Genomic DNA, 22,512 nt, shown 5'->3' on the forward strand with positions numbered 1-22,512 from the left:
AGAACGGGTCGTTGAGCCAGAAGGTTCCCGGGGTTTCAGGTACCTTGATGTCGAGATACATTGGAGATAGCTTGACGTCGAGAGAAATCCGCCGGAAGTTAGGGCGCCCTGAGTTCTGAGCGGGGTCTTGACTACGGCAGGATTCGTAGGGGATAGCACCGGCCGTCGGCCGTTGAGGAAGACGAATAAGCACGCCGCGCAGCCGTGCTCCGGACCGGGCGCGCGGTGGCAACCGAGGAGGAGTCCGTGTCCGCGAACAGCTTCGGCAGCCGTAACACGCTGCAGGTGGGCGACAAGTCGTACGAGATTTATCGGCTGGACGCCGTCGAGGGCTCGGCCCGTCTCCCGTACAGCCTCAAGGTGCTGCTGGAGAACCTGCTGCGCACCGAGGACGGCGCGAACGTCACCGCCGACCACATCCGGGCCCTGGCCGGCTGGGACGCCAACGCCCAGCCCAGCAAGGAGATCCAGTTCACCCCGGCCCGCGTGATCATGCAGGACTTCACCGGCGTGCCCTGCGTGGTCGACCTGGCCACCATGCGCGAGGCCGTGCGCGACCTCGGCGGCGACCCGGCCAAGATCAACCCGCTGGCGCCCGCCGAGATGGTCATCGACCACTCGGTCATCGTCGACTACTTCGGCTCGCCGGACGCCTTCGAGCGCAACGTCCGCGTCGAGTACGAGCGCAACAAGGAGCGCTACCAGTTCCTGCGCTGGGGCCAGACCGCCTTCGACGAGTTCAAGGTCGTCCCGCCGGGCACCGGCATCGTCCACCAGGTGAACATCGAGCACCTGGCCCGCGTCGTGTTCGACCGCGACGGCGTCGCCTACCCCGACACCTGCGTCGGCACCGACTCGCACACCACGATGGAGAACGGCATCGGGGTGCTCGGCTGGGGCGTCGGCGGCATCGAGGCCGAGGCCGCCATGCTCGGCCAGCCCATCTCCATGCTGATCCCGCGCGTGGTCGGCTTCAAGCTGACCGGCGAGCTGCACCCCGGCACCACCGCCACCGACCTGGTGCTGACCATCACCGAGATGCTGCGCAAGCACGGCGTCGTCGGCAAGTTCGTCGAGTTCTACGGCGAGGGCGTGCACGCGCTGCCGCTGGCCAACCGCGCCACCATCGGCAACATGAGCCCCGAGTTCGGCTCCACCGCCGCGATGTTCCCCATCGACGACGAGACCCTGACCTACCTGCGCCTCACCGGGCGCAGCGAGGAGCAGATCGCCCTGGTCGAGGCGTACGCCAAGGAGCAGGGCATGTGGCTCGACCCCAGCGTCGAGCCCGAGTTCTCCGAGTACATGGAGCTCGACCTGGCCACGGTCGTCCCGTCGCTGGCCGGCCCCAAGCGCCCGCAGGACCGCATCTCGGTCTCGGCCGCCAAGGACACCTGGCGCCGCGACGTCCAGAACTACGTCAAGCAGCACGACGAGTCCGGCATCGAGAGCTTCCCGGCCTCGGACTCCCCGGCCGAGAGCCCCAACGGCGACCGCCCGCACTGCCCGACCCAGGTCAAGCTGGAGGACGGCACGGAGTTCACCATCGACCACGGCGTCGTCGCGGTCGCGGCCATCACCTCCTGCACCAACACCTCCAACCCGTACGTCATGGTCGGCGCCGGGATGCTGGCCAAGAAGGCCGTCGAGAAGGGCCTCACCCGCAAGCCGTGGGTGAAGACCTCCCTGGCCCCCGGCTCCCAGGCCGTCACCGACTACCTCGAGCGCGCGGGCCTCACCCCGTACCTCGACAAGATCGGCTACAACCTGGTCGGCTACGGCTGCACCACCTGCATCGGCAACACCGGCCCGCTCCAGCCCGAGATCTCCAAGGCGATCAACGACAACGACCTGGCCGTCACCGCCGTCCTGTCGGGCAACCGCAACTTCGAGGGCCGCATCAGCCCCGACGTGAAGATGAACTACCTGGCCTCGCCGCCGCTGGTGATCGCCTACGCGCTCGCGGGCACGATGGACATCGACATCCTCAACGACCCCATCGGCGAGGGCGCCGACGGCCAGCCGGTGTACCTCAAGGACATCTGGCCCGCGCCGGAGGAGGTCGCCGAGATCGTCACCTCGTCCATCGGCCAGGAGATGTTCACCTCCAACTACGCCGACGTGTTCAAGGGCGACGACCGCTGGCGCGGCCTCGACATCCCCACCGGCAACACCTTCGAGTGGGACCCCGACTCCACCTACGTCCGCAAGGCCCCCTACTTCGAGGGCATGGCCATGGAGCCCGCGCCGGTCACCGACGTGCACGGCGCCCGCGTCCTGGTCAAGCTGGGCGACTCGGTCACCACCGACCACGTCTCCCCGGCCGGTTCCATCAAGGTCGGCACGCCCGCCGCGCAGTACCTGGAGGCCAACGGCGTCGCGATCAAGGACTTCAACTCCTACGGCTCGCGCCGGGGCAACCACGAGGTCATGATCCGCGGCACCTTCGCCAACATCCGGCTGCGCAACCAGCTCCTGGACGACGTCGAGGGCGGCTACACCCGCGACTTCACCCAGGAGGGCGCGCCCCAGTCGTTCATCTACGACGCCGCGCAGAACTACGCCGCCCAGGGCACCCCGCTGGTCGTCCTGGCGGGCAAGGAGTACGGCTCGGGCTCGTCCCGCGACTGGGCCGCCAAGGGCACCGCGCTGCTGGGCGTCCGCGCGGTCATCGCCGAGTCGTACGAGCGCATCCACCGCTCGAACCTCATCGGCATGGGCGTGCTCCCGCTCCAGTTCACCGAGGGCGAGAGCGCCGCGTCGCTCGGCCTCACCGGCACCGAGACCTTCGAGATCACCGGGGTCGAGGCGATGAACGGCGGCGACGTCCCCCGCGAGGTCACCGTCAAGGCCGACGGCAAGGAGTTCAAGGCCGTCGTCCGCATCGACACCCCGGGTGAGGCGGACTACTACCGCAACGGCGGCATCATGCAGTACGTCCTGCGCAACCTGCTCCGCAAGTAGGACCACAAGAGAAACGGGCCGCCTCCACGAGGCGGCCCGTTCTCGCGTCTCAGCCCACCTCGACGGCCATCCGCAGCCCGAACCCGATGAACGCCACCCCCGTCACCCGCTGAAGCCACCGCTTCACCTCGGGCCGCGCGAGAGCCCGCCGCGCCGCCCCCGCCAGGAACACCACGAACCCGAACCACACGAGCCCCTGGACGGCGTGGATCAGCGCGAACAGCAGGCTCGTCCAGAACATCGACGCGCCGTCCGGCACGAACTGCGGCAGCAGGCTCATGTAGAACACCCCGATCTTGGGGTTCACCAGGTTCGTCACGAACCCGGTGCGCATCGCCCGCGACACCTCGGCCTCGCCCTCGTCGTCGCGCTTGGTCCCGAAGAGGGCCCGCGCCCCCAGCCACAGCAGGTAGCAGGCTCCGACCACCCGCAGCACGTCGAACGCCATCGGCGAGGCCGCCATCAAGGCCGTCAACCCGGCTGCACTGGCCACCGCCCACGTCAGGCACCCCGCCACCACCCCGAGCCCCGCGAGATACCCCGTCCGGCGCCCACCCGACACCGTCGACCGCACCACCAGCATCGTGTCGAGCCCGGGCGTCACAGTGACAAGCGCGGCCATAACCCCAAAAGCCAAACAAGCCATAACCATGCCGAACATAATCCCACGCACGACACGCCACTCCTGGAGCAACCACCACGCTCGCTCAGAAGCGGGTCATCACGCCCGGATCGAACAACACCGAGAACCGCTTGTCAGCGTCCACGTCCACTTCCAGAGCAGTCCCGGCCGACACCGAGTGCGGAAGGCGATAGGTGCTGGCGCCGTCCGCCATGGCCATGACCTGCACCTTGGGGTGAGGCGTGTACTCGGCGATCCAGTACTGCGGAATGCCGAGCGCGGCGTACTCCTTGAGTTTGCCCACCCGGTCGCTGCGCTCGCTTCCGCTTCCGGGGGAGATCACCTCGACCACGAGAAGCACCTCGCGTCCGGGAATGGTCACCGGGTCGCGGTCGACGATGGCGGCGCGGGCCACGTCCGTCGGGATCACGAAGACGTCCGGCTTGCGAATGCCCGCCGGCGTGCTGATCTCCCACTCGCCGCCCCCGGCGACGAACGCGTCCGCGTCGCTCTCGCGAATGGCCGCCTGGACGACATCCTGGATCTGCTTCGCGGCCCAGTTGTGCGGGGCACTGGGGGACAATTCGATCAGCCATCCGTCCTCGAGCTCCAGGCCCTTGCCGTCGTCTTCGCGCGCATGAAGGTCTTCGACCGTGTAAGGCCCGAAGCCGCCATGATCGTGCGTTGACGCGACGCTCACGGTCCTGCTCCCATCGTCGGATGAACGTGATGCCACGTTACCCGCTGGCCCCGATCGGACTCAGCGTAGCCAGGCGAACACGAGTCCGAGGAGCGAACGGGTTGTTTGTTCGCGGGGCCTGGTCCGCCCGGGGCGGTGAGGACAGGGGCGTCACCGGGGCCGGGCGGACCAGGGGTTTCGGGAAGGAGCGTCAGCAGGACGAGATGACGAAGCTTTCGGCGGGCACGCGGACGTACATGTCGCCTCGGTAGAAGGCGTCCTCGAACATGCAGACATAGCCGACGGGGCAGGTCTGGGCGGCCGCCGGAGCGGCCTGCACGCCGACGCCGAGCGTGGCCATGGCGGCTGTCGCGAGCAGGGCGCGACGAATGCGCATTTCTGCTCTTGGCGACTCTGGCGGCGCCCGCCACGTCGCATCCGGCCTTGTTGAGGAAGACCTGCTGGGTGTCCACCCAGGTGCCGAGGGCGGTGACCGGCTCCGCGCGGGGAGAGGGCTGGCCGGCGTTGGCGGGGGCGGCGAGGCCGAGCGCGCCGACGAGTGCCGTCGCGGTGATCAGCGTTCGCGTCATCGTTCTTCGCATGATGGGACTCCTTCCTTGTTTCCGCTGGTCGGGCGGTGACGGAGAGCGTGACACGTCAGGTCCGCCTGATGGCAAGGCCGGATCTGCATGACGGACATGCGCAGAACGCATGACCCGGCGGCTCCGCAAAGGCGCCACAATGGTGGCCATGGGAAAGGCGGATGATGCGAAGGCCCTCTAAAGAGGAACTGGAGGCCGCTCGGGGGCGCGTGGTCGAGGACGTGCTGCCGGACGCCGGTGGGTTGCGGGTTCTGTTCTGTGGGATCAATCCGGGGTTGTATTCGGGGGCTACGGGGCGGCATTTCGCTCGGCCGGGGAATCGGTTCTGGCCTGCTCTGCATCGGGCGGGGTTCACCGAGCGGGTGCTGTCGCCTGGGGAGCAGGGGTTGTTGCCTTCGTATGGGCTCGGGATCACGAACTTGGTGGCCCGGGTGACGGCTCGGGCCGACGAGCTGACGCTGGACGAGCTGCGCGATGGCGGGCGAAGGCTCGTTGGTCTTGTGGAGCGGTTTGAGCCTGGGTATCTGGCGGTGGCGGGGGTGACCGCTTATCGGACGGCGTTCGGGCGGCCTCGGGCTCAGATCGGGGAGTCTGAGGAGACGATCGGGGGCGCGCGGGTGTGGGTGCTGCCCAATCCGAGCGGGTTGAACGCGAGCTGGCAGCTCGACCGGATCGCCGGTGAGTTCGCGCGGCTGCGGGAGGCGGCCTTCTAGCGGGGCGTGCTAGCGGGGCGTGACGGGGGCGAGCATCGTCCGTACCTCGGTGACGAGGGTCGGCTTGGGCTCCCAGAGGCCGGGACGGCCGAGGGCGACGATGGGGCGGGGGAGGGGCTTGACCTCCGTGAGGCGCCAGTGGTGGGCCTCGGGCTCGGCCCAGGGGCCGCAGTCGCAGGTGCCGTCCAGGACGGAGGAGGAGCACACGTCGTCGAGATGGGCGACGGCGATGACGGCGCCGATGGTCGCCAGGGGGTCGCCGGGGTTCCATCCGGCGGCCTGGATGAGCGGGGAGTCGCAGGCGCCGAGGTCGACGCGCATCGAGGCGTAGATCAGGATCGGGCCGCGATAGGCCGTCGGCAGGCTCTGGTTGGAGACGGTCTTGCCGCCCATCGCGATCGCGAAAGCCCAGGGCTGCTGAACACTGATCGCCTGCACGCGGTCACCTCCCGTGGCCACCATCCTGCACCGGACCGTCCGGCGCTTGCTGCCCGGTTCGGAGTGGAGTATCCGGTTCCGCCCGGGTGTCTGTGCCCGCACGCCAGGCAACCGTGGCCCGAGGGTCAGCTCGTATCCTTGGCGATGCGGTAAAGATTATCCATTCAAATCAGTCAGATAGTGATTTCTCACATTTTGCCCTCAAAGGCAAATCGGCGCGACGGCTCAGGGCTGGACGAGACGGGTGTAGGCGATCACGTTGTCGCGGTAGCGGCCGGTGGCCGGGTCGACGGCTCCACCACAGGTGACCAGGCGCAACGCGGCGTGGTCGATGTCCTCGGCGTAGATCTTCTCGGCGGGAAAGGACGTCTTGGGGACGCGCTCGATCCTTTCGACGGCGAAGGTGGCGGTGCGGCCGTCCTGACGGGTCACCAAGATTCGGTCGCCCCTGACCAGGCTTTTGAGACCGTAGAAAACGGCGGGACGATGGTCCGCGTCGAGATGGCCGATGATCACCGAGGGGCCGCCCTCGCCGGGTGTCGGGCCCTCCTCCCACCAGCCCGCCAGGTTCGGGCGGCTGAGCGGTGGCTCCTCGATGGTGCCGTCGGGCTTGAGCCCGAGCCGGGTCACGGGCGCGGACACCTTCAGCTTCGGTATCTGGATCAGTGCGGGCTCGGCGCGGGGGAGGGGCGCGGCGAACCGCACCTGGGCCCACCTCGCCTCACCGGGCGTGCTCATGGGGGGTTCGCCGGTGGCTCGTCCGCCGCAGGCGGTCAGGGAGAGGAGCGCGGCCACCGCGACCGTCGCCGCGCGCACGGTCAGGTCGTCCTCCTGCGGCGGTGCAGGAGGAAGCCGCCCAGCGCGGCGCCCGCGATCACGACGCCCGAGCCCGGCCTCGCCCACGGGCCCTCGCCGGTCTGCGGCGCGCCCTTGGGGACGCGCGGGACGCCGTCGCCGACACCGTGGTGTCCGGGCCTGGTGTGGTAGGTCACCGCGCCATGGCCCGCACAGGTGATCTTGATGGTGACGATCGCGGGGAGGGCCGCCTTCATCCGGCCCGTGCCCTCGAAGACCTCGCCGTCCCGCTCGAACTCCGGCGTGGACCTGAACGCCGAGGACGTCGCGGTCACCTCGGTGGGGCAGGTCACCTTCATGCCGAGCCTGCTGCCGGGCTCGACGGTGCGGCGCGACAACTCGACGTCGTCGTGACCGAACCTGAACGCCGGGCCGCCGGGCTCGGACGGACCCGGGGTCTCCTCGGGCCCGCTTTCCGGACGCGTGGTGAGCGTGAACCTGCGCAGGCCGCTTTCGTTGACGCACTCGAAGCTCGTGCTGTAGTCGCGGCCCGCCCGCAGCCCGGGCCTGGTGCCGCCGATGGCCGTCCACTCGTGCTGGCCGACGTCGGTGAAGGAGGCCGGCTCGCCCGCCGCGAAGATCTCGTTCGGGCGGCCCGCCCGGGGCTCGGTCACGCAGCCGGTGACGGTGAGGGTGAGGTTCTCGCCCGGGGTGAACGGGACGGGCCCCGCGGTGATCGTCGGCTGTCCGGGCACCGTCGCGCGCCCGTCCACGGGGACGGGAGGCGGCTCGGCCGCCGCGGGCGCGGCCAGGCCCAGCACGGCCAGGCCGGTCGCGGCGGTGAGGCGGGTGATGCCCATCTGGCTCCTCCTTCGGCCGCCCCCATCGGGCGGGGAAGGCGGCACTCCAGAGTTTGGCGCGTCCGAGCGGAAGGACGTGGCGGTTGACGTCAACGCGAGGGCTAATTTAGGGAAGGATCAGCCCTTGAGCGCGCCCGCCATGAGCCCGCGCATGAAGAACCGCCCGAGCAGCAGGTAGACCAGCAGCGTCGGCAGCGACGCCAGCAGCGCCGAGGCCATCTGCTGGTTGTACTGGACGGCCACCGCCCCCGACCCCGCGGTGTTGTTGAGCATCACCGTGACGGGCCAGCTGTCGGGCGCCCCGAGGAACACCGCGAACAGGAAGTCGTTCCACAACGAGGTGAACTGCCAGATCAGCGTCACCGCGAACGCGGGGCCCGACACCGGCAGGACGATCGAGGCGTAGGTGCGCAGCATCCCCGCGCCGTCCACCCGGGCCGCCTCGATCAGCTCGTCCGGGATCGTGACGTAGTAGTTCCGGAAGATCAGCGTGCAGATCGGGATGCCGTACACCACGTGCGCGAGCACCAGCCCCCGGATGGTGCCGACCAGTTCCATGTCGGTCAGCATCCCGGCCAGGGGGATCATCACGGCCTGGTACGGGATGAACATGCCGAACAGGAACAGCGTGAACACCACGTCCGAGCCGGGGAAGCGCCACTTGCTCAGCACGAAGCCGTTCAGCGAGCCGAGCACCGCCGCGATCAGCGACCCGGAGACGGCGATCTTGACGCTGTTCTCCAGGCCGGGACGCAGCGTCTCCCAGGCCGCGCTCCACCCCTGGGTGCTCCAGGTCTCGGGCAGGCTCCAGGCGTTGCTCGGGTCGGCCTCGGCCAGCGGCTTGAAGCTGGTGACCACCAGCACGTACACCGGGATCAGGAAGACCAGCACGAACGCCAGCAGCACCGCGAAGCGCAGCACCCGCAGACCCTTGGGCCCGAAGATCGCCCGGCCCTTGCCCACGGACGTTCCGACCGCGCTCACTTGCCACCACGCTCCGCCCGTACCGACCAGACCAGATAGGGGATGACCAGCACCGCCACCGCGAGCAGCAGGTACGTGGCGATGGTGGCGCCGTTGGCCGGGTCGTGCCGGTCGAACACCTCCACGTACGTCGCGATCGCGGGGACATAGGTGATGATCTGCTTGCCCGCGATCGCCATGATCAGGTCGAACACCTTCAGCGAGATGTGCCCGAGGATGATCAGCGCGGACAGCGTCACCGGCCGCAGCTGCGGGAACACCACGTAGCGGTAGACCTTCCACTCCGAGGCGCCGTCCACCCGGGCGGCCTCGCGCAGGTCTTCGGGGACGCCGCGGAACCCGGCCAGGTACAGCGCCATCACATAACCCGACATCTGCCAGATCGCGGGCAGCGCCATCGCGGCCATGCCGAAGTCGGGGTTCTGCCACCAGTCGTTGGCCAGGCCGTCCAGCCCGATCTTGCCGAACAGCTGGTTCAGGCCCACGGCCCGTTCGGGCGGCGCGGGGTTCATCAGCCAGCGCCACACGACGCCGCTGGCGATGAACGAGATCGCCATCGGGAACAGGTAGATCATCCGGAACCCGGCCTCGCCCTTGACCCCCTTGTCCATCAGGAAGGCCAGGAAGGCGCCGAGCATCAGCGCCCCGAGGACGAAGACCACGGTGAACAGCAGCGCGTTCTCGACCGCGCCGGGCCAGCTCGGGCTGTCCCACAGGTCGACGAAGTTCTTGCCCTTGTCGAACTTGAACTCCGAGACCTCGTCGTGCTTGCCGCTGACGGCCTCGCGCGTGTTCCAGAAGATCAGCCCGTAGACGAACAGGCCGATCGCCACGATCGACGGCGAGACCAGCAGGAGACCCGGCAGCCAGTTCCTGACGCGGGCCGGTGCGAACCGGCGTTTCACCCGGGCGCTCTCCAATCGTCCTCGATACGGCCGCCGGTCACCGGCGGCCGCGGCGGACCGGCCCGCCCAAGACCGGCCCGCCGCGGTTCAGGCCAGGGTCACGAGCCGCTGTTCTCGGCGGCCGTGCTCAACGCGCTCTGCAGCTTGCCGACGTCCTTGTTCTGGAGGAAGAGGCCCACCGCGGTGTCGATGTCGGTGTGCCACTTCTTGTTGGCGTTCACGCCGTGCCAGAACGAGCCCGCCAGCTTCACGCCGGGCTTGTTCCACTCGTTGAACGCGTACTCCAGGTAGCCCTTGTAGAGGCTCTTGTCCGCGTCCTTGCGGGCGGGGATGGAGCCCTTCTTGGGGTTGAAGAGGTCTTGCCCCTCCTTGCTGGACGCCTCCTTCAGCCATGCCAGCGCGCCGCCCTTGTGGGGAGCGCCCTTGGGAAGCGTGAAGGAGTCGGACAGCCACATGTACGTGCCGTCCGTCCCGGGGGAGGCGGCGTACTTGAAGTCTTCGTCCAGCTTCTTGCCGAGGCCGTTGGGCGCCGCGCCGGTGAAGTAGCCGTAGGCCCAGTCGCCCATGATGTTGAAGGCGGCCTTGCCGTCGACGACCGCCTTGGCCGCGCCCTGCCAGTCGGTGGACGCCGCTTCGACCGTCGTGTACTTCATGATCTCGGCGAAGTCGGTCAGCGCCTTGGTGACGGCCGGGCCGCTCCAGTCGGCGCCGGGCTTCCACAGCGCGTTGTAGGCGTCGGTGCCCAGATCGCCGAGCAGGACGCTCTCCAGCAGGTGGTCGGCGGTCCACTGGGCGCCCAGCGAGAGCGGCACCTTCTTGGTCTTGTCCTTGACCGCCTTCAGCGCCGTGATGAACTCGGCCACCGACTTGGGCGGGCCGGACAGCCCCGCCTCCTGGACGATCTTGGGGTTGTACCAGAGCACGTTGGACCGGTGGATGTTCACCGGCACCGAGTAGATCTTCCCGTTGTAGGTGATCTGCTCCAGAAGCTGCGCCGGGTACGCCGCCCTGAGGTTGTTCTCCTGGTAGAAGGAGTCGAGCGGCTCGATCTGCCCGGCCTTGATGTAGTCGAGCAGCTCCGCGCCCGCGTGCCCCTGGAAGGAGTCCGGCGGCTTGCGGTTCTGCAAGCGGCTGGCCAGCACCGCCTGCGCCTGGGTGCCCGAGCCGCCGGCGATGGCGGCGTTGGTGAACTTGGTACCCGGGTTCTTCTTCTCGAAGTCGGCCTTCATGGCGGCCAGCCCGTCGGCCTCGCCGGGTCCGGTCCACCAGGAGAAGACCTCGACCTCGGACTTGTCGCCGCTGGTGTCCTTGTCGTCTCCGCCGCCGCAGCCGGACACGGCCAGCATGCCGCTGACCGCCACCGCGGCAATCGCTTTCCACCGTCCGCGCATCGCGCCCGTCCCTTCGGTCACACCGCGAGAAACAAGCGTCCGTTCGGAGGTCCTTGATCGTCAACCGCTCCGGAGGAAACGAGATCCATCAGTTACCGGCAAAAACACACATAGAACGCCAAGGCCCGAAACTCCTGACCCCGCGGAGCCGGAATTCGCGCCGCGCGGTCACCAGCGCAGGGCGGGAGGAAGGGCGTCGGTTCCGGCGTCCGGCCAGGTCAGCGGGTCTCCGAGGGGGGCCAGCTCGGCCAGCTGGAGCCGGTACCACGGGGACGATTCCGGCAGCTCCATCAGTTCGAGGCACCGCTCCCAGGCCCACCACTGGGCATGCTCGACCTCGTCCGGATTGGGGCGAACCTCGATCTCGGACGTGAACGCGCGCACGACCGGACACCGCTCGAACTCCACCGTCCCGTCCGACGCCGTGGCGCGGTACCGGAACTCGGGCAGGACGGGTGTGAGCGAGGTCGCCGAGACGCCGAGCTCGTCCTCCAGACGGCGCAGGACGGCCCCTCGCAACCCCTCGCCCGGCCCCGGGTGGCCGCAGCAGCTCCCCGTCCACACGCCCGGGAAGGTCTTCTTGCCCAGCGCGCGCTGCGTGATCAGCACCCGGCCCTCGGGATCGACCAGATAGCAGGAGAACGCCAGGTGGTAGGGGGTGTCGCCATGGTGGCTCTCGGCCTTCGGCGCGGTTCCCACGGCGTGGTCCGCCTCGTCGAGCAGCACGATCTCCTCGATGCCCATGCCTAGTTTCTACCTCAGTCCCTCGGGTCGACGGTCACGCGGCGTGCGTGCGACGTCACCGATGGGATCACGGCCCTGGTCCGGGCGCACGTCGCCTCAAGGTGACGAGGCCGGAACCCCCGAGGAAGGCGTCCGATAGTCCGGCCCGACGGATTCTCAACTGTCTGTAAACTCGGAACGGCCCGACGACCAGGGGTGTACGACCGCCCTGCTGGAGGAGTTGACACGCGTGAGCCTGCTTGAGTCGATCACGGGTCCGGGGGACCTGAAGCGACTGGACGCCGCGCAGTTGCCCCGTCTCGCCGAGGAGATCCGAGAGTTCCTCGTCGACGCCGTCTCCAAGACCGGCGGCCATCTCGGCCCCAACCTCGGCGTGGTCGAGCTGACCATCGCCCTGCACCGGGTCTTCGACTCGCCGCAGGACAAGATCCTCTGGGACACCGGCCACCAGGCGTACGTCCATAAGCTGCTCACCGGCCGGCACGACTTCAGCCTGCTCAAGCGGCGCGGCGGCATCTCCGGCTACCCGAGCCAGGACGAGTCCGACCACGACGTCATCGAGAACTCGCACGCCTCCACCGCCCTGTCCTACGCCGACGGGCTGGCCAAGGCGTTCGAGCTGAACGGCGAGGGCGACCGCGTCGTGGTGCCCGTGGTGGGCGACGGCGCGCTGACCGGCGGCATGTGCTGGGAGGCGCTCAACAACATCGCCGACGGCGAGCGCCGCCGCGTGATCATCGTGGTCAACGACAACGGCCGCTCGTACTCCCCGACGATCGGCGGCCTGGCCAGCCACCTGGCCGACCTGCGGGTCGCCCCGGGCTACGAGCGCGCCCTCGACCTGATCAAGAAGACCGTCCCGCGCGCGCCCGTCGTCGGCGGCGCGGCCTACGAGACCCTGCACGGCATCAAGAAGGGCCTCAAGGACGTCCTGCAGCCGCAGGCGATGTTCGAGGACCTCGGGCTGAAGTACGTCGGCCCCATCGACGGCCACGACGAGCAGGCCGTCGAGCACGCGCTGCGCAAGGCGCACGCCTTCGGCGGGCCGGTGATCGTCCACTGCATCACCCAGAAGGGCTGCGGCTACTCGCCCGCCGAGAACGACGACGAGGAGCAGTTCCACTCGCCCGGCCCCTACGACCGCGAGACCGGCGTCCAGAAGCCCAAGGGCCGCATCTGGACCAACGTGTTCTCCGAGGAGATGGTCGAGCTCGGCGCGCAGCGTCCCGACATCGTCGCCATCACGGCCGCGATGCTGCACCCGGTGGGCCTGGCCGGGTTCGCCGCCGCCTACCCCGACCGCACCTACGACGTCGGCATCGCCGAGCAGCACGCCGTCACCTCGGCGGCCGGGCTGGCCCTGGGCGGGATGCACCCCGTCGTCGCGATCTACGCCACGTTCCTCAACCGCGCGTTCGACCAGGTCCTGATGGACGTCGCCCTGCACCGCCAGGCGGTCACGTTCGTCCTCGACCGGGCCGGGGTGACCGGCGACGACGGCCCCAGCCACAACGGCATGTGGGACCTGTCGATCCTCCAGCTCGTGCCCGGCATGCGCATCGCGGTCCCGCGCGACGGCGCCCGCGTCCGCGAGCTGCTGCGCGAGTGCGTGGCGGTCAAGGACGGCCCCACCGCGCTGCGCTTCCCCAAGGGCGCGGTCGCCGACGACCTCGCGGCCATCGACACCGTCGGGGGGCTGGACGTCCTGGCCCGCCACGACGGCGCCAACGGCGCCCGCGTCCTGCTGGTGGCCGCCGGCTCGATGGCCGCCCCGGCCGTCGCCGCCGCCGAGCTCATCGCGGCCCAGGGCATCGGCGTCACGGTCGTCGACCCGCGCTGGGTCAAGCCCCTCGACCCGGCACTGGTCGACCTGGCCGCCCAGCACTCGCTGGTCGCCGTCGTCGAGGACAACGGCCGGGTCGGCGCCGTCGGCGACGCCGTGGCGCGCTTCCTGCGCGACTCCGAGGTCGACGTCCCCGTCCGCACCTTCGGCATCCCGCAGGTCTTCCTCGACCACGCCAAGCGCGACCTGATCCTCGCCGACATCGGCCTGACCCCCCAGGGCCTGGCACGCGACATCACCGAGTCCGTCGCCCGCGCCACCTCCGGCCAGCGCCGCGAGCCCGCCACCTCCGACTGACCGCGCTCAGACGCCCTCGGCGTCGAGGAGCTGCCAGAAGTGGGTGATCGACGCCGAGGACGAGCCCAGGTCGCGGCCCGAGTAGGTCCAGCGGCCGCGCAGGCGCCAAGGGCGGCCGGCGCCGTCCTGGACGAAGACCTGGAGCGGGAAGCACGCGTCGTGGGCCCGGATGACGCCCGAGGTGTCCACGGTGGCGTTCAGGTCGGGCTCGCCCTCGCAGCGCACGCCCATGACCTGCGTGCCGCCGTCCTGGCGCAGGAGCCCCTGCGTCAGGTCGTAGACGAGCACGGACACGTAGTCCGGGCCGAGCCAGCGCAGATCTGGCAGGGCACCGGGTGGGGGGAATCCGAACAGTTCTGGACCACCGGTCACACGCGCACCGTAGCGCTCCGTGAAGGGTTGCGTCACGAATTCTTCGCGGCATGTTTCGCTCGGCCGGTGCTTTGCCGCGATACGACCGGAAGGCCGATCGGATCGGCGCCGCGGCGGGTCAGGGATGCCGGCAGGCGGAGATCATCGCCTCCCAGCGGGCCAGCTTCACCCGCTCGCCGCGGTCGAGCGACGCGGCCAGCGCGACCTCTGCGGCGTCGAGGCGGAGCCAGTCGTCGTAGGTGACCACGGGCAGCCCGCGCGATTCGAGCAGCTCCTCGATCTTGCGGGTGGGCCGCCGGTCGCCGGGCGAGACATCGGCCAGCAGATTGCGGACGGTCTCGGCGGCGTCGGACTTGTTGGTGCCGACCACCCCGGTCGGGCCGCGCTTGATCCAGCCCGCGACGTACTCGCGCGGCACCTGCTCACCCGACGCGGACAGGATGCGCCCGCCCTCGTTCGGGACGACGTAGGCGCGCTCGTCGAACGGGATGCCCGCGAGCGCCACGCTCTGGTACCCGACCGAGCGCAGCACCAGCCCGACGGGCAGCGACTCGAACTCGCCGGTTCCGGTGACGCGGCCGTTCTCGTCCAGCCGGGTGCGCTCGACGCGCAGCTCCTCGACCCGTCCCTCGCCGCGGATCTCGACCGGGGCGCGCCAGAAGCGGATGTCGATGCGGCGGGGACGGTCGTCGGCCGGGGGCTGGGTCCAGCCGTTCATCACCTTGACGTTGCCGCGCACCAGGCGGTCGTTCTCGGCGGCCTCGGCGCTGGCCGGGTCGAGCTCCATGTCCTCGGGACGGACGTGGACGGCCACGCCCGGCAGCTCGCCGAGCTCGCGCAGCTCCTTGGTGGTGAACTTGGCCTGGGCCGGTCCGCGGCGCCCGAGCATGTGGACGCGCTTCACCCGGCTCTGGGAGAGCGCGTCCAGCACGTGCTCGGGGACGTCGGTCTGCCGCAGTTCCTCGGAGGTCTTGGCCAGCACGCGCACCACGTCCACGGCGACGTTGCCGACGCCGATGACGGCGACCTCCTCGGCCGACAGGTCGAAGGTGTGGTCGGCGGCGTCGGGGTGGCCGCAGTACCAGTTGACGAAGTCGGTGGCGGCGATGCTGCCGGGCAGGTCCTCGCCGGGGATGCCCAGATGCCGGTCGACCATCGCGCCGGTGGAGTAGATCACCGCGTCGTAGCAGTCGAGCAGGTCGTCGCGCGTCATGTCGCGGCCCAGCTCGACGCAGCCGAAGAAGCGGACCGCCGGGTCTTCCAGGACCTTCTGGAGGTACCGGGCGATCGACTTGATCGACTTGTGGTCCGGCGCGACGCCGTAGCGGACGAGCCCGTAGGGCGTGGGCAGCCGGTCGAAGACGTCCACCCGGACGTTCCCCTCGGCCTGCTTGACCAGGGCCTCGGCCGCGTACAGGCCCGCGGGCCCCGATCCGACGACTGCGACGAGCAGCGGAGCTGTCATGCGGGCCATTGTTCCTGGGGCCGGACGGAAATCACAGGGTGACGCAGATCACGCCTTGAGGCCTTTCTTGAGGCGGCTGTGGCTCCTGCCGTAGGCGAGGTAGACCAGCACGCCGATGCCCATCCAGGCCAGGAACCGGTACCAGGTCTCCAGGGGCAGGTTCATCATCACGAACAGGCAGGCCAGCACCGACAGGATCGGGGTGAGCGGCATCAGCGGGGTGCGGAACGCGCGCGGCAGGTCGGGACGGGTGCGGCGCAGCACCATCACGCCGATCGAGACCACCAGGAACGCGAACAGCGTGCCGATGTTGACCAGCTCGGCCAGCTTGGCCAGCGGGATGAACCCCGCCAGGCACGCCACGATCGCGCCCATCATGATCGTGCTGCGGTAGGGCGTCCCGAACCGGGGGTGGACGGCGGCGAGCCAGGCGGGCAGCAGGCCGTCCCGGCTCATGGAGAAGAACACCCGGCTCTGACCCAGCAGCAGGATCAGCACGACGGTCGTCAGGCCCGCGACCGCGCCGAAGCTGATGACGGTGGCGAACCCCGGATGCCCGACGGCCTTGAACGCGTCGGCGAGCGGCGCCGCCTCGCTGAGCTCGGTGTAGTTCTGCATGCCGACCACCACCAGCGACACCGCCGCGTACAGCAGCGCGGTGATGATCAGGGAGCCGATGAGCCCGATCGGCAGGTCGCGCTGCGGGTCGCGCGCCTCCTCGGCGGCGGTGGCGACGATGTCGAAACCGATGTACGCAAAAAATACGATCGAGATCGCGGCGAAGATGCCGAGCCAGCCGAAGCTGACCGGGGTGATGCCGAACAGCACCTGCATGAGCGGGGCCGCCGCGCCCTCGACCTCGGGCGTGGACTTCTGCGGCGGGATGAACGGCGTGTAGTTGTCGCCCTTGATGAAGAACAGGCCCGCGATGATGACCAGGAACACCACGGCCAGCTTGATCGTGAGCACCACGGCGTTCACCCGCGAGGAGACCTTGACGCCCGCGACCAGCAGCGCGGTCACCGCCAGCACCAGGACGATCGCCGGGATGTTCACCACGCCGCCCTCCTCCCCGGGCGGATGGGAGATCTCGGCGGGCAGCGTGATGCCTCCCGAGTCGAGCAGCGAGGCCAGGTACCCCGACCAGCCGACCGAGACCACGGCGGCGCCCAGCGCCAGCTCAAGGATGAGGTCCCAGCCGATGATCCAGGCGGGGAGCTCGCCGAGCGTGGCGTAGGAGAAGGTGTAGGCCGAGCCCGCCACCGGGACGGTGGAGGAGAACTCGGCGTAGCACAGGGCCGCCAAGCCGCAGACCACGGCCGCGAGGATGAACGACAGGGCGACGGCCGGGCCCGCCTTGTCCTTGGCGACCTGGCCGGTCAGGACGAAGATCCCGGTGCCGATCACGACCCCGACGCCGAAGACGGTCAGGTCGAGGGCGGAGAGATCGCGCCGGAGCCGGTGCTCGGGCGCCTCGGTGTCGCGGATCGACTGCTCGACGGACTTGGTGCGGAACAGGCTCACCCACCCATGATCACCTTTTCCGGGCGCCCGAAACCTGCGTCCCGCCGGGAGATCCGTAATGCGCGAAAGAGGCGTCCCGGACGGGCTCCGGGACGCCTCCGCGCGAGCTGTTCCTACTCGGCGACCGAGGCGACGCCCGGGTCGAGGAAGCGCGCGCCGGTGACCTTCTCGGCCACCCCGCTGCGGTCCAGGTACGGGGTGATGCCGCCCAGGTGGAAGGGCCAGCCCGCGCCCAGGAGCATGCACAGGTCGATGTCCTGCGCGGCCGCGACCACGCCCTCGTCCAGCATGATCCGGATCTCCTCGGCCAGCGCCTTGAGCGCCCGCTCCAGCACCTGCTCCTCGGTGGACGGGCTGGTGCCGCCGGAGAAGATCTCCACGGCCTCGGGGTCGAGGGTGAAGTCCGGGGCGTAGACGCCGGTCTTGCCCGCCGCCACGAACTTGGCGAACTTCTCCGACAGCGGGAAGCGGTCGGGGAACGCCCCGTTCAGCGTCTCGTTGACGTGCAGCGCGATCGCCGGGCCGACCAGGCCCATCAGGACGAACGGCGGCATCGGCAGGCCCAGCGGCGCGGCGGCGCGCTCGGCCACCTCGATCGGGGTGCCCTCCTCGACCGTCTGGATGATCTCGGCCATCAGGCGCAGCAGGATGCGGTTGACCACGAACGCCGGGGCGTCCTTGACCAGCACGCACGACTTCTTCAGCGCCTTGCCCGCCGCGAACGCGGTGGCCAGCGCCGCGTCGTCGGTCCGCTCGCCGCGCACGATCTCCAGCAGCGGCAGCACCGCCACCGGGTTGAAGAAGTGGAAGCCCACGACCCGCTCGGGGTGCTTGAGCCTGGCCGCCATCTCCGAAACCGACAGCGAGGAGGTGTTGGTCGCCAGGACGCACTCGGGGGAGACGTGCTGCTCCAGCTCGGCGAACACCTTCTGCTTGACGCCCATCTCCTCGAAGACGGCCTCGATCACGAAGTCGGCGTCGGCGAACGCGTCCTTGGTGAGCGAGCCGCTGATCAGCGACTTGAGGCGGTTGGCCTTGTCGGGGGAGACGCGCCCCTTGCCCAGCAGTTTGTCGATCTCGCCGTGCGCGTACGCGACGCCCTTGTCCAGGCGGGCCTGGTCGAGGTCGGTCAGCACCACCGGCACCTCGAGGCGCCGCGCGAACAGCAGCGCGAGCTGCCCGGCCATCAGGCCCGCGCCGACGACGCCGACCTTGGTGACCGGACGCGCCAGCGCCTTGTCCGGAGCCCCGGCGGGACGCTTGGCGCGCTTCTGGGTCAGGTCGAACGCGTACAGCCCGGCACGCAGCTCGTCGCTCATGATGAGGTCGGCCAGCGCCTCGTCCTCGGCGGCGAAGCCCTCGTCGCGGGTGCGGTCCTTGGCCGCCGCGACCAGGTCGAGCGCGCGGACGTAGGACGGCGCCGCGCCGTGCAGCTTGCCGTCGACGGCCCAGCGGGCGAGCCCGACCGCGTCGTCCCAGGCCTTGCCCGTGTCGACGGCGGGCCGCTCGACCCTGATCTCGCCGTTGAGGACGCGGGCCGTCCAGGCCAGCGACTCCTCGAGGAAGTCGGCCGAGTCGAAGATCGCGTCCGCGATGCCCAGCTCGTAGGCCGCCCGGCCCTTGAGCATCCGGTTCTGCGCGAGCGGGTTGTCGATGACGACCTTGAGGGCCTTCTCGGCGCCGATCAGGCGGGGGAGCAGGTACGTCCCGCCCCACCCGGGGACCAGCCCGAGGAACGTCTCGGGCAGTGCCAGCGCGGGCACCCCGGCGGAGATCGTCCGGTAGGTGCAGTGCAGGCCGATCTCGACGCCGCCGCCCATCGCCGCGCCGTTGATGAAGGCGAACGACGGGACGGCCAGCTCGCCGAGGCGGCGGAACACGTCGTGGCCGAGCTTCCCGATGGCCAGCGCGTCCTCGCGCCCGCCGACCTGCGGCACGCCCTTGAGGTCGGCGCCGACGGCGAAGATGAACGGCTTGCCGGTGACGCCGACGGCCGCGAGGTCGTCGCGCGCGGCCACGGAGTCGATCGCCGCGTTCAGCTCGGTCAGCCCGCCCGGCCCGAAGGTGTTCGGCTTGGTGTGGTCGAAGCCGTTGTCGAGCGTGATCAGCGCGAGCGTCCCGGCACCCCCGGGGAGCGCCACGTCGCGGACGTGCGCGTGGGTGATGACCTCGTCGAAGCTCTCAGCGGTCACTTGGTGCCCTCCCAGTTCACGTTCTCCCAGAGGACGGTTCCGCCCATGCCCATGCCGACGCACATCGTGGTCAGGCCGTACCGGACGTCCGCGCGCTCCTCGAAGTGGTGCGCCAGCTGGGTCATCAGCCGGACGCCGGACGAGGCCAGCGGGTGGCCGAGCGCGATCGCGCCGCCCCACGGGTTCACCCGGGCGTCGTCGTCGGCGATCTTGAAGTGCTCCAGGAACGCCAGCACCTGGACGGCGAACGCCTCGTTGATCTCGATGAGGCCGATGTCGTCCATGGTCAGCGAGTTGCGGGCCAGCAGCTTCTCGGTGGCCGGGACGGGACCGACGCCCATGACCTCGGGCTCGACCCCGGCGAAGGAGAAGTCGACCAGCCGCATGCGCGGGGTCAGGCCCAGCTCGCGGGCGACGTCCTCGGCGGCGATCAGGCAGGCGGTGGCGCCGTCGTTGAGCCCGGCGGCGTTGCCCGCGGTGACCTTGCCCGCGACCCGGAAGGGAGTCTTGAGCTTGGCCAGGTCGTCCAGCGTGGTGCCGGGGCGGGGCGGCTCGTCCTCGGTGGCCAGGCCCCAGCCCTTGTCGGCCGAGCGGATCGCGGTGGCCACCAGGTCGGGCTGGATCTTGCCCGCCGCGTAGGCGGCGGCGACCTTCTGCTGGCTGCGCACGGCGTAGGCGTCGGTGCGCTCCTTGGTGATCTGCGGGAACCGGTCGTGCAGGTTCTCGGCGGTCGAGCCCATCACCAGCGCGGACGGGTCGACGAGCTTGTCGGCCAGGAAGCGCGGGTTGGGGTCGACGCCCTCGCCCATCGGGTGGCGTCCCATGTGCTCCACGCCGCCCGCGATGGCGACGTCGTAGGAGCCGAAGGAGATGCCCGCGCCGGTGGTGGTCACGGCCGTCATCGCGCCCGCGCACATGCGGTCGAGCGCGAACCCGGGGACGCTCTTGGGCAGCCCGGCCAGCACGGCGGCCGAGCGGCCGATGGTCAGCCCCTGGTCGCCGGTCTGGGTGGTGGCGGCGATGGCGACCTCGTCCACCCGCTCGGGCGGGAGGGACGGGTTGCGGCGCAACAGCTCGCGGATCGCGCGGACGATCATGTCGTCGGCGCGGGTCTCCGCGTACAGGCCCTTGGGGCCCGCCTTGCCGAACGGCGTGCGTACGCCGTCGACGAACACGACGTCGCGTGCGGTACGAGGCACGGGGTCGTCCTCCCTCTGGGTGGTCGTTTCAGCGGCGATGCTACTCGCTGGTAACCGGTAATTCTACTAGTCAGTAACCACTGACACGCAGTTGACGCGCCTGTGCTCTTGTTCTGTTACTGAACGGTAGGTAGCGTGGCGGCAAATCACCGAGGAGGCAGCGGTGGTGCACGCGAGACCCACGTACCGTCCGGGACTGCGACGCCGGATCGGCCATGTGCGCGATCTCACCGTGCTGTGCCTGAACACCGGCCTGCTGTTCGCCGGCGGCCCCGCCCGCACCCTGCGCCAATTCGGTGCCATCCGCCGCTGGGGCACCACCCTGGCGGGTCTCGCCGTCTCCGGGGCCGCGCGCAGCCCGCACCGCACGGCTCTGATCGACGACCGCGGCCCGCTCACCTTCGCCGAGCTCGACGACCGCTCGTCCCGCCTGGCCGCCGGACTTCCGCTCCACGGCCCGCGCCCCCGGGTGGGCATCCTGTGCCGCAACCACCGCGGGATCGTCGAGACCCTGGTCGCGTGCAGCAAGCGCGGCGTGGAGGCCGTCCTGCTCAACACCGGGTTCGGCGCCGGACAGCTCCGCGCCGTGCTCGGCGAACTGCGGCCCGACGTCCTGATCGCCGACGGCGAGTTCGCCGCCGTCCTGGCGGAGATCCCCCTCTCCCTGCGCCGCACGGTCGTCTGGGCCGACGACCCGCCCTCGCCGTCCGACCCCACGCTCGACCGCATCGTCACCAGCACCCCCGCGCCGCGCCTCGACCCGCCACAGGTCCAGGGGCGCATCGTCGTGCTCAGCTCCGGCACCACCGGCCGCCCCAAGGGCGCCCGCCGCCCGCCGCGTCCCGGACTGTGGCCGCTGGCCTCGATGACGTCCCGCATCCCGCTGCGCTCCCGCCACACGATGATCATCGAGGCGCCGCTCTTCCACACGTGGGGCTATGCCGCGCTCCAGATGGCCTGGGCCCTGCGCGCGCCGATCGTCCTGCACCGCCGCTTCGACCCCGAGACGACCCTGCGCGCCATCGCCGCCCACCGCGAGACGGCCCTGTTCGCCGTCCCGATCATGGCCCAGCGCATCATGGACCTGCCCGAGGAGCTGCGCGCCCGCCACGACGCCTCCGGCCTGCGCCTCACCGTCCTCAGCGGCGCCGCTCTTCCCGGGACGCTCGCCACCCGTTTCATGGACGCCTTCGGCGACCACCTCTACAACGTGTACGGCTCCACCGAGGCGTCATGGGTCTCCATCGCCACACCCCGCGACCTGCGCCTGGACCCCCGCACCGCCGGACGTCCGCCCCGCAACACCGCGCTGGCCATCCTGGACGACGACGGCCGCCCCGTGGGCCGATCCACCATCGGCCAGATCTTCGCCGCCAACGAGCTGCTGTTCGAGGGCTACACCGGCGGCGACCCCATGGAGGTCCGCGGCGGCCTGCTGGCCACCGGCGACCTCGGCCACATCGACCGCCGCGGCCTGCTCTTCGTCGACGGCCGCCGCGACGGCATGGTCGTTTCCGGGGGCGAGAACGTCGTTCCCCGCGATGTCGAGGACGCCCTGCTCCGCCTTCCCGAGATCCACGAGGTCGCCGTCGTCGGCGTCCCCGACGACGAGTGGGGCCAGCGCCTGGCCGCCTACATCGTCCCCGCGCCGGGCGCCCGCGTGGATCCCGCCCAGATCCGCGCCCACATCCACCACCAGGTGGCCCGCTACGCCGTCCCCCGTGACATCCACGTCATGGCCGAGCTGCCCCGGAACGCCACGGGCAAGATCGTCCACCGCTGGCTGACCACCGTTCCCGCCCCCGCGCGTCCCGAGGGCCAGGTCTCCTGGCCGCAGCCCCCGCCCTGGCCCCTTCCACAGCGATCCCTCGGCTAGGAAAACGAAAGTGCGCCGGGCGGTGGATGCCCGGCGCACGGTTCGTC

At 70.2% G+C, this 22,512-nt stretch carries 19 protein-coding genes; 4 read left to right on the forward strand and 15 right to left on the reverse strand.

Features of this window, described 5'->3' with window-relative positions:
• Positions 1–246 precede the first annotated feature (246 nt).
• Complete coding sequence (gene acnA, locus ACQPY4_RS14170) at positions 247–2,964, forward strand: aconitate hydratase AcnA (protein ID WP_433336325.1); 2,718 nt, start codon at positions 247–249, stop codon at positions 2,962–2,964.
• A 49-nt stretch (positions 2,965–3,013) separates the two neighbouring features.
• Here acnA and ACQPY4_RS14175 read toward each other — a convergent pair whose 3' ends face one another.
• The 3 genes from ACQPY4_RS14175 to ACQPY4_RS14185 form a co-directional block, all read right to left on the reverse strand.
• The gene (locus tag ACQPY4_RS14175; protein WP_433336327.1) at positions 3,014–3,586 is read right to left on the reverse strand and encodes a LysE family translocator; all 573 of its coding nucleotides are present in this window, start codon (positions 3,584–3,586) and stop codon (positions 3,014–3,016) included.
• An 85-nt stretch (positions 3,587–3,671) separates the two neighbouring features.
• Positions 3,672–4,286, reverse strand: a complete 615-nt coding sequence (locus ACQPY4_RS14180) for a Uma2 family endonuclease (RefSeq protein WP_433336329.1) — start codon at positions 4,284–4,286, stop codon at positions 3,672–3,674.
• Between the two features lie 190 nt (positions 4,287–4,476).
• Entirely contained in the window at positions 4,477–4,662 is a 186-nt protein-coding gene (locus tag ACQPY4_RS14185; RefSeq protein ID WP_433336331.1) for a peptidase inhibitor family I36 protein, read from the reverse strand.
• A gap of 366 nt (positions 4,663–5,028) precedes the next feature.
• Between ACQPY4_RS14185 and mug the strand changes: the two genes are divergently transcribed.
• Positions 5,029–5,580 carry a G/U mismatch-specific DNA glycosylase gene (gene mug / locus ACQPY4_RS14190; protein WP_433336333.1) on the forward strand — a complete coding sequence of 184 codons (552 nt, stop codon included), beginning with the start codon at positions 5,029–5,031 and terminating at the stop codon, positions 5,578–5,580.
• Positions 5,581–5,589: 9 nt separating this feature from the next.
• Here mug and ACQPY4_RS14195 read toward each other — a convergent pair whose 3' ends face one another.
• The 7 genes from ACQPY4_RS14195 to idi form a co-directional block, all read right to left on the reverse strand.
• Entirely contained in the window at positions 5,590–6,018 is a 429-nt protein-coding gene (locus ACQPY4_RS14195) for a hypothetical protein (RefSeq protein ID WP_433336335.1), read from the reverse strand.
• Between the two features lie 225 nt (positions 6,019–6,243).
• Positions 6,244–6,834: a class F sortase gene (locus ACQPY4_RS14200; RefSeq protein ID WP_433336337.1), complete on the reverse strand. Its 591-nt coding sequence runs from the start codon at positions 6,832–6,834 to the stop codon at positions 6,244–6,246.
• A 2-nt stretch (positions 6,835–6,836) separates the two neighbouring features.
• Positions 6,837–7,673: a hypothetical protein gene (locus tag ACQPY4_RS14205; protein ID WP_433336339.1), complete on the reverse strand. Its 837-nt coding sequence runs from the start codon at positions 7,671–7,673 to the stop codon at positions 6,837–6,839.
• A gap of 117 nt (positions 7,674–7,790) precedes the next feature.
• A complete protein-coding gene (locus ACQPY4_RS14210) occupies positions 7,791–8,657 on the reverse strand; it encodes a carbohydrate ABC transporter permease (RefSeq protein ID WP_433336341.1) in 867 nt (288 codons plus the stop codon).
• Positions 8,654–9,562: a carbohydrate ABC transporter permease gene (locus tag ACQPY4_RS14215; RefSeq protein ID WP_433336343.1), complete on the reverse strand. Its 909-nt coding sequence runs from the start codon at positions 9,560–9,562 to the stop codon at positions 8,654–8,656. Before ACQPY4_RS14215 ends, ACQPY4_RS14210 begins: the two co-directional genes overlap by 4 nt.
• Before the next feature lie 98 nt (positions 9,563–9,660).
• Positions 9,661–10,974, reverse strand: coding sequence for an ABC transporter substrate-binding protein (locus ACQPY4_RS14220; RefSeq protein ID WP_433336345.1), 1,314 nt, complete (start codon positions 10,972–10,974; stop codon positions 9,661–9,663).
• 147 nt (positions 10,975–11,121) lie between these two features.
• Positions 11,122–11,697, reverse strand: coding sequence for an isopentenyl-diphosphate Delta-isomerase (gene idi, locus ACQPY4_RS14225; RefSeq protein ID WP_433336347.1), 576 nt, complete (start codon positions 11,695–11,697; stop codon positions 11,122–11,124).
• A gap of 229 nt (positions 11,698–11,926) precedes the next feature.
• On the opposite strand from idi, the gene dxs reads away from it, so the two are divergent.
• Positions 11,927–13,837 carry a 1-deoxy-D-xylulose-5-phosphate synthase gene (gene dxs, locus ACQPY4_RS14230; protein ID WP_433336349.1) on the forward strand — a complete coding sequence of 637 codons (1,911 nt, stop codon included), beginning with the start codon at positions 11,927–11,929 and terminating at the stop codon, positions 13,835–13,837.
• Between the two features lie 6 nt (positions 13,838–13,843).
• On the opposite strand, the gene ACQPY4_RS14235 is transcribed toward dxs, so the two are convergent.
• The 5 genes from ACQPY4_RS14235 to ACQPY4_RS14255 all read right to left on the reverse strand — a co-directional run bounded on the left by ACQPY4_RS14235 (position 13,844) and on the right by ACQPY4_RS14255 (position 20,589).
• On the reverse strand, positions 13,844–14,209 hold the full coding sequence (locus tag ACQPY4_RS14235) for a hypothetical protein (RefSeq protein WP_433336351.1): 366 nt from the start codon (positions 14,207–14,209) through the stop codon (positions 13,844–13,846).
• A gap of 118 nt (positions 14,210–14,327) precedes the next feature.
• Complete coding sequence (locus ACQPY4_RS14240) at positions 14,328–15,674, reverse strand: FAD-dependent oxidoreductase (RefSeq protein WP_433336353.1); 1,347 nt, start codon at positions 15,672–15,674, stop codon at positions 14,328–14,330.
• 48 nt (positions 15,675–15,722) lie between these two features.
• Entirely contained in the window at positions 15,723–17,198 is a 1,476-nt protein-coding gene (locus ACQPY4_RS14245) for an amino acid permease (RefSeq protein ID WP_433336354.1), read from the reverse strand.
• Between the two features lie 113 nt (positions 17,199–17,311).
• Positions 17,312–19,390, reverse strand: a complete 2,079-nt coding sequence (locus ACQPY4_RS14250) for a 3-hydroxyacyl-CoA dehydrogenase NAD-binding domain-containing protein (protein ID WP_433336356.1) — start codon at positions 19,388–19,390, stop codon at positions 17,312–17,314.
• On the reverse strand, positions 19,387–20,589 hold the full coding sequence (locus ACQPY4_RS14255) for a thiolase family protein (protein WP_433336357.1): 1,203 nt from the start codon (positions 20,587–20,589) through the stop codon (positions 19,387–19,389). Before ACQPY4_RS14255 ends, ACQPY4_RS14250 begins: the two co-directional genes overlap by 4 nt.
• Before the next feature lie 163 nt (positions 20,590–20,752).
• Here ACQPY4_RS14255 and ACQPY4_RS14260 point away from each other — a divergent pair, with 163 nt between their 5' ends.
• Positions 20,753–22,465: an AMP-binding protein gene (locus tag ACQPY4_RS14260; RefSeq protein ID WP_433336359.1), complete on the forward strand. Its 1,713-nt coding sequence runs from the start codon at positions 20,753–20,755 to the stop codon at positions 22,463–22,465.
• The last annotated feature ends 47 nt before the right edge of the window (positions 22,466–22,512 follow it).

It is taken from the genome of Spirillospora sp. CA-294931 (genome assembly GCF_050946795.1).
Classification (GTDB): domain Bacteria; phylum Actinomycetota; class Actinomycetes; order Streptosporangiales; family Streptosporangiaceae; genus Spirillospora.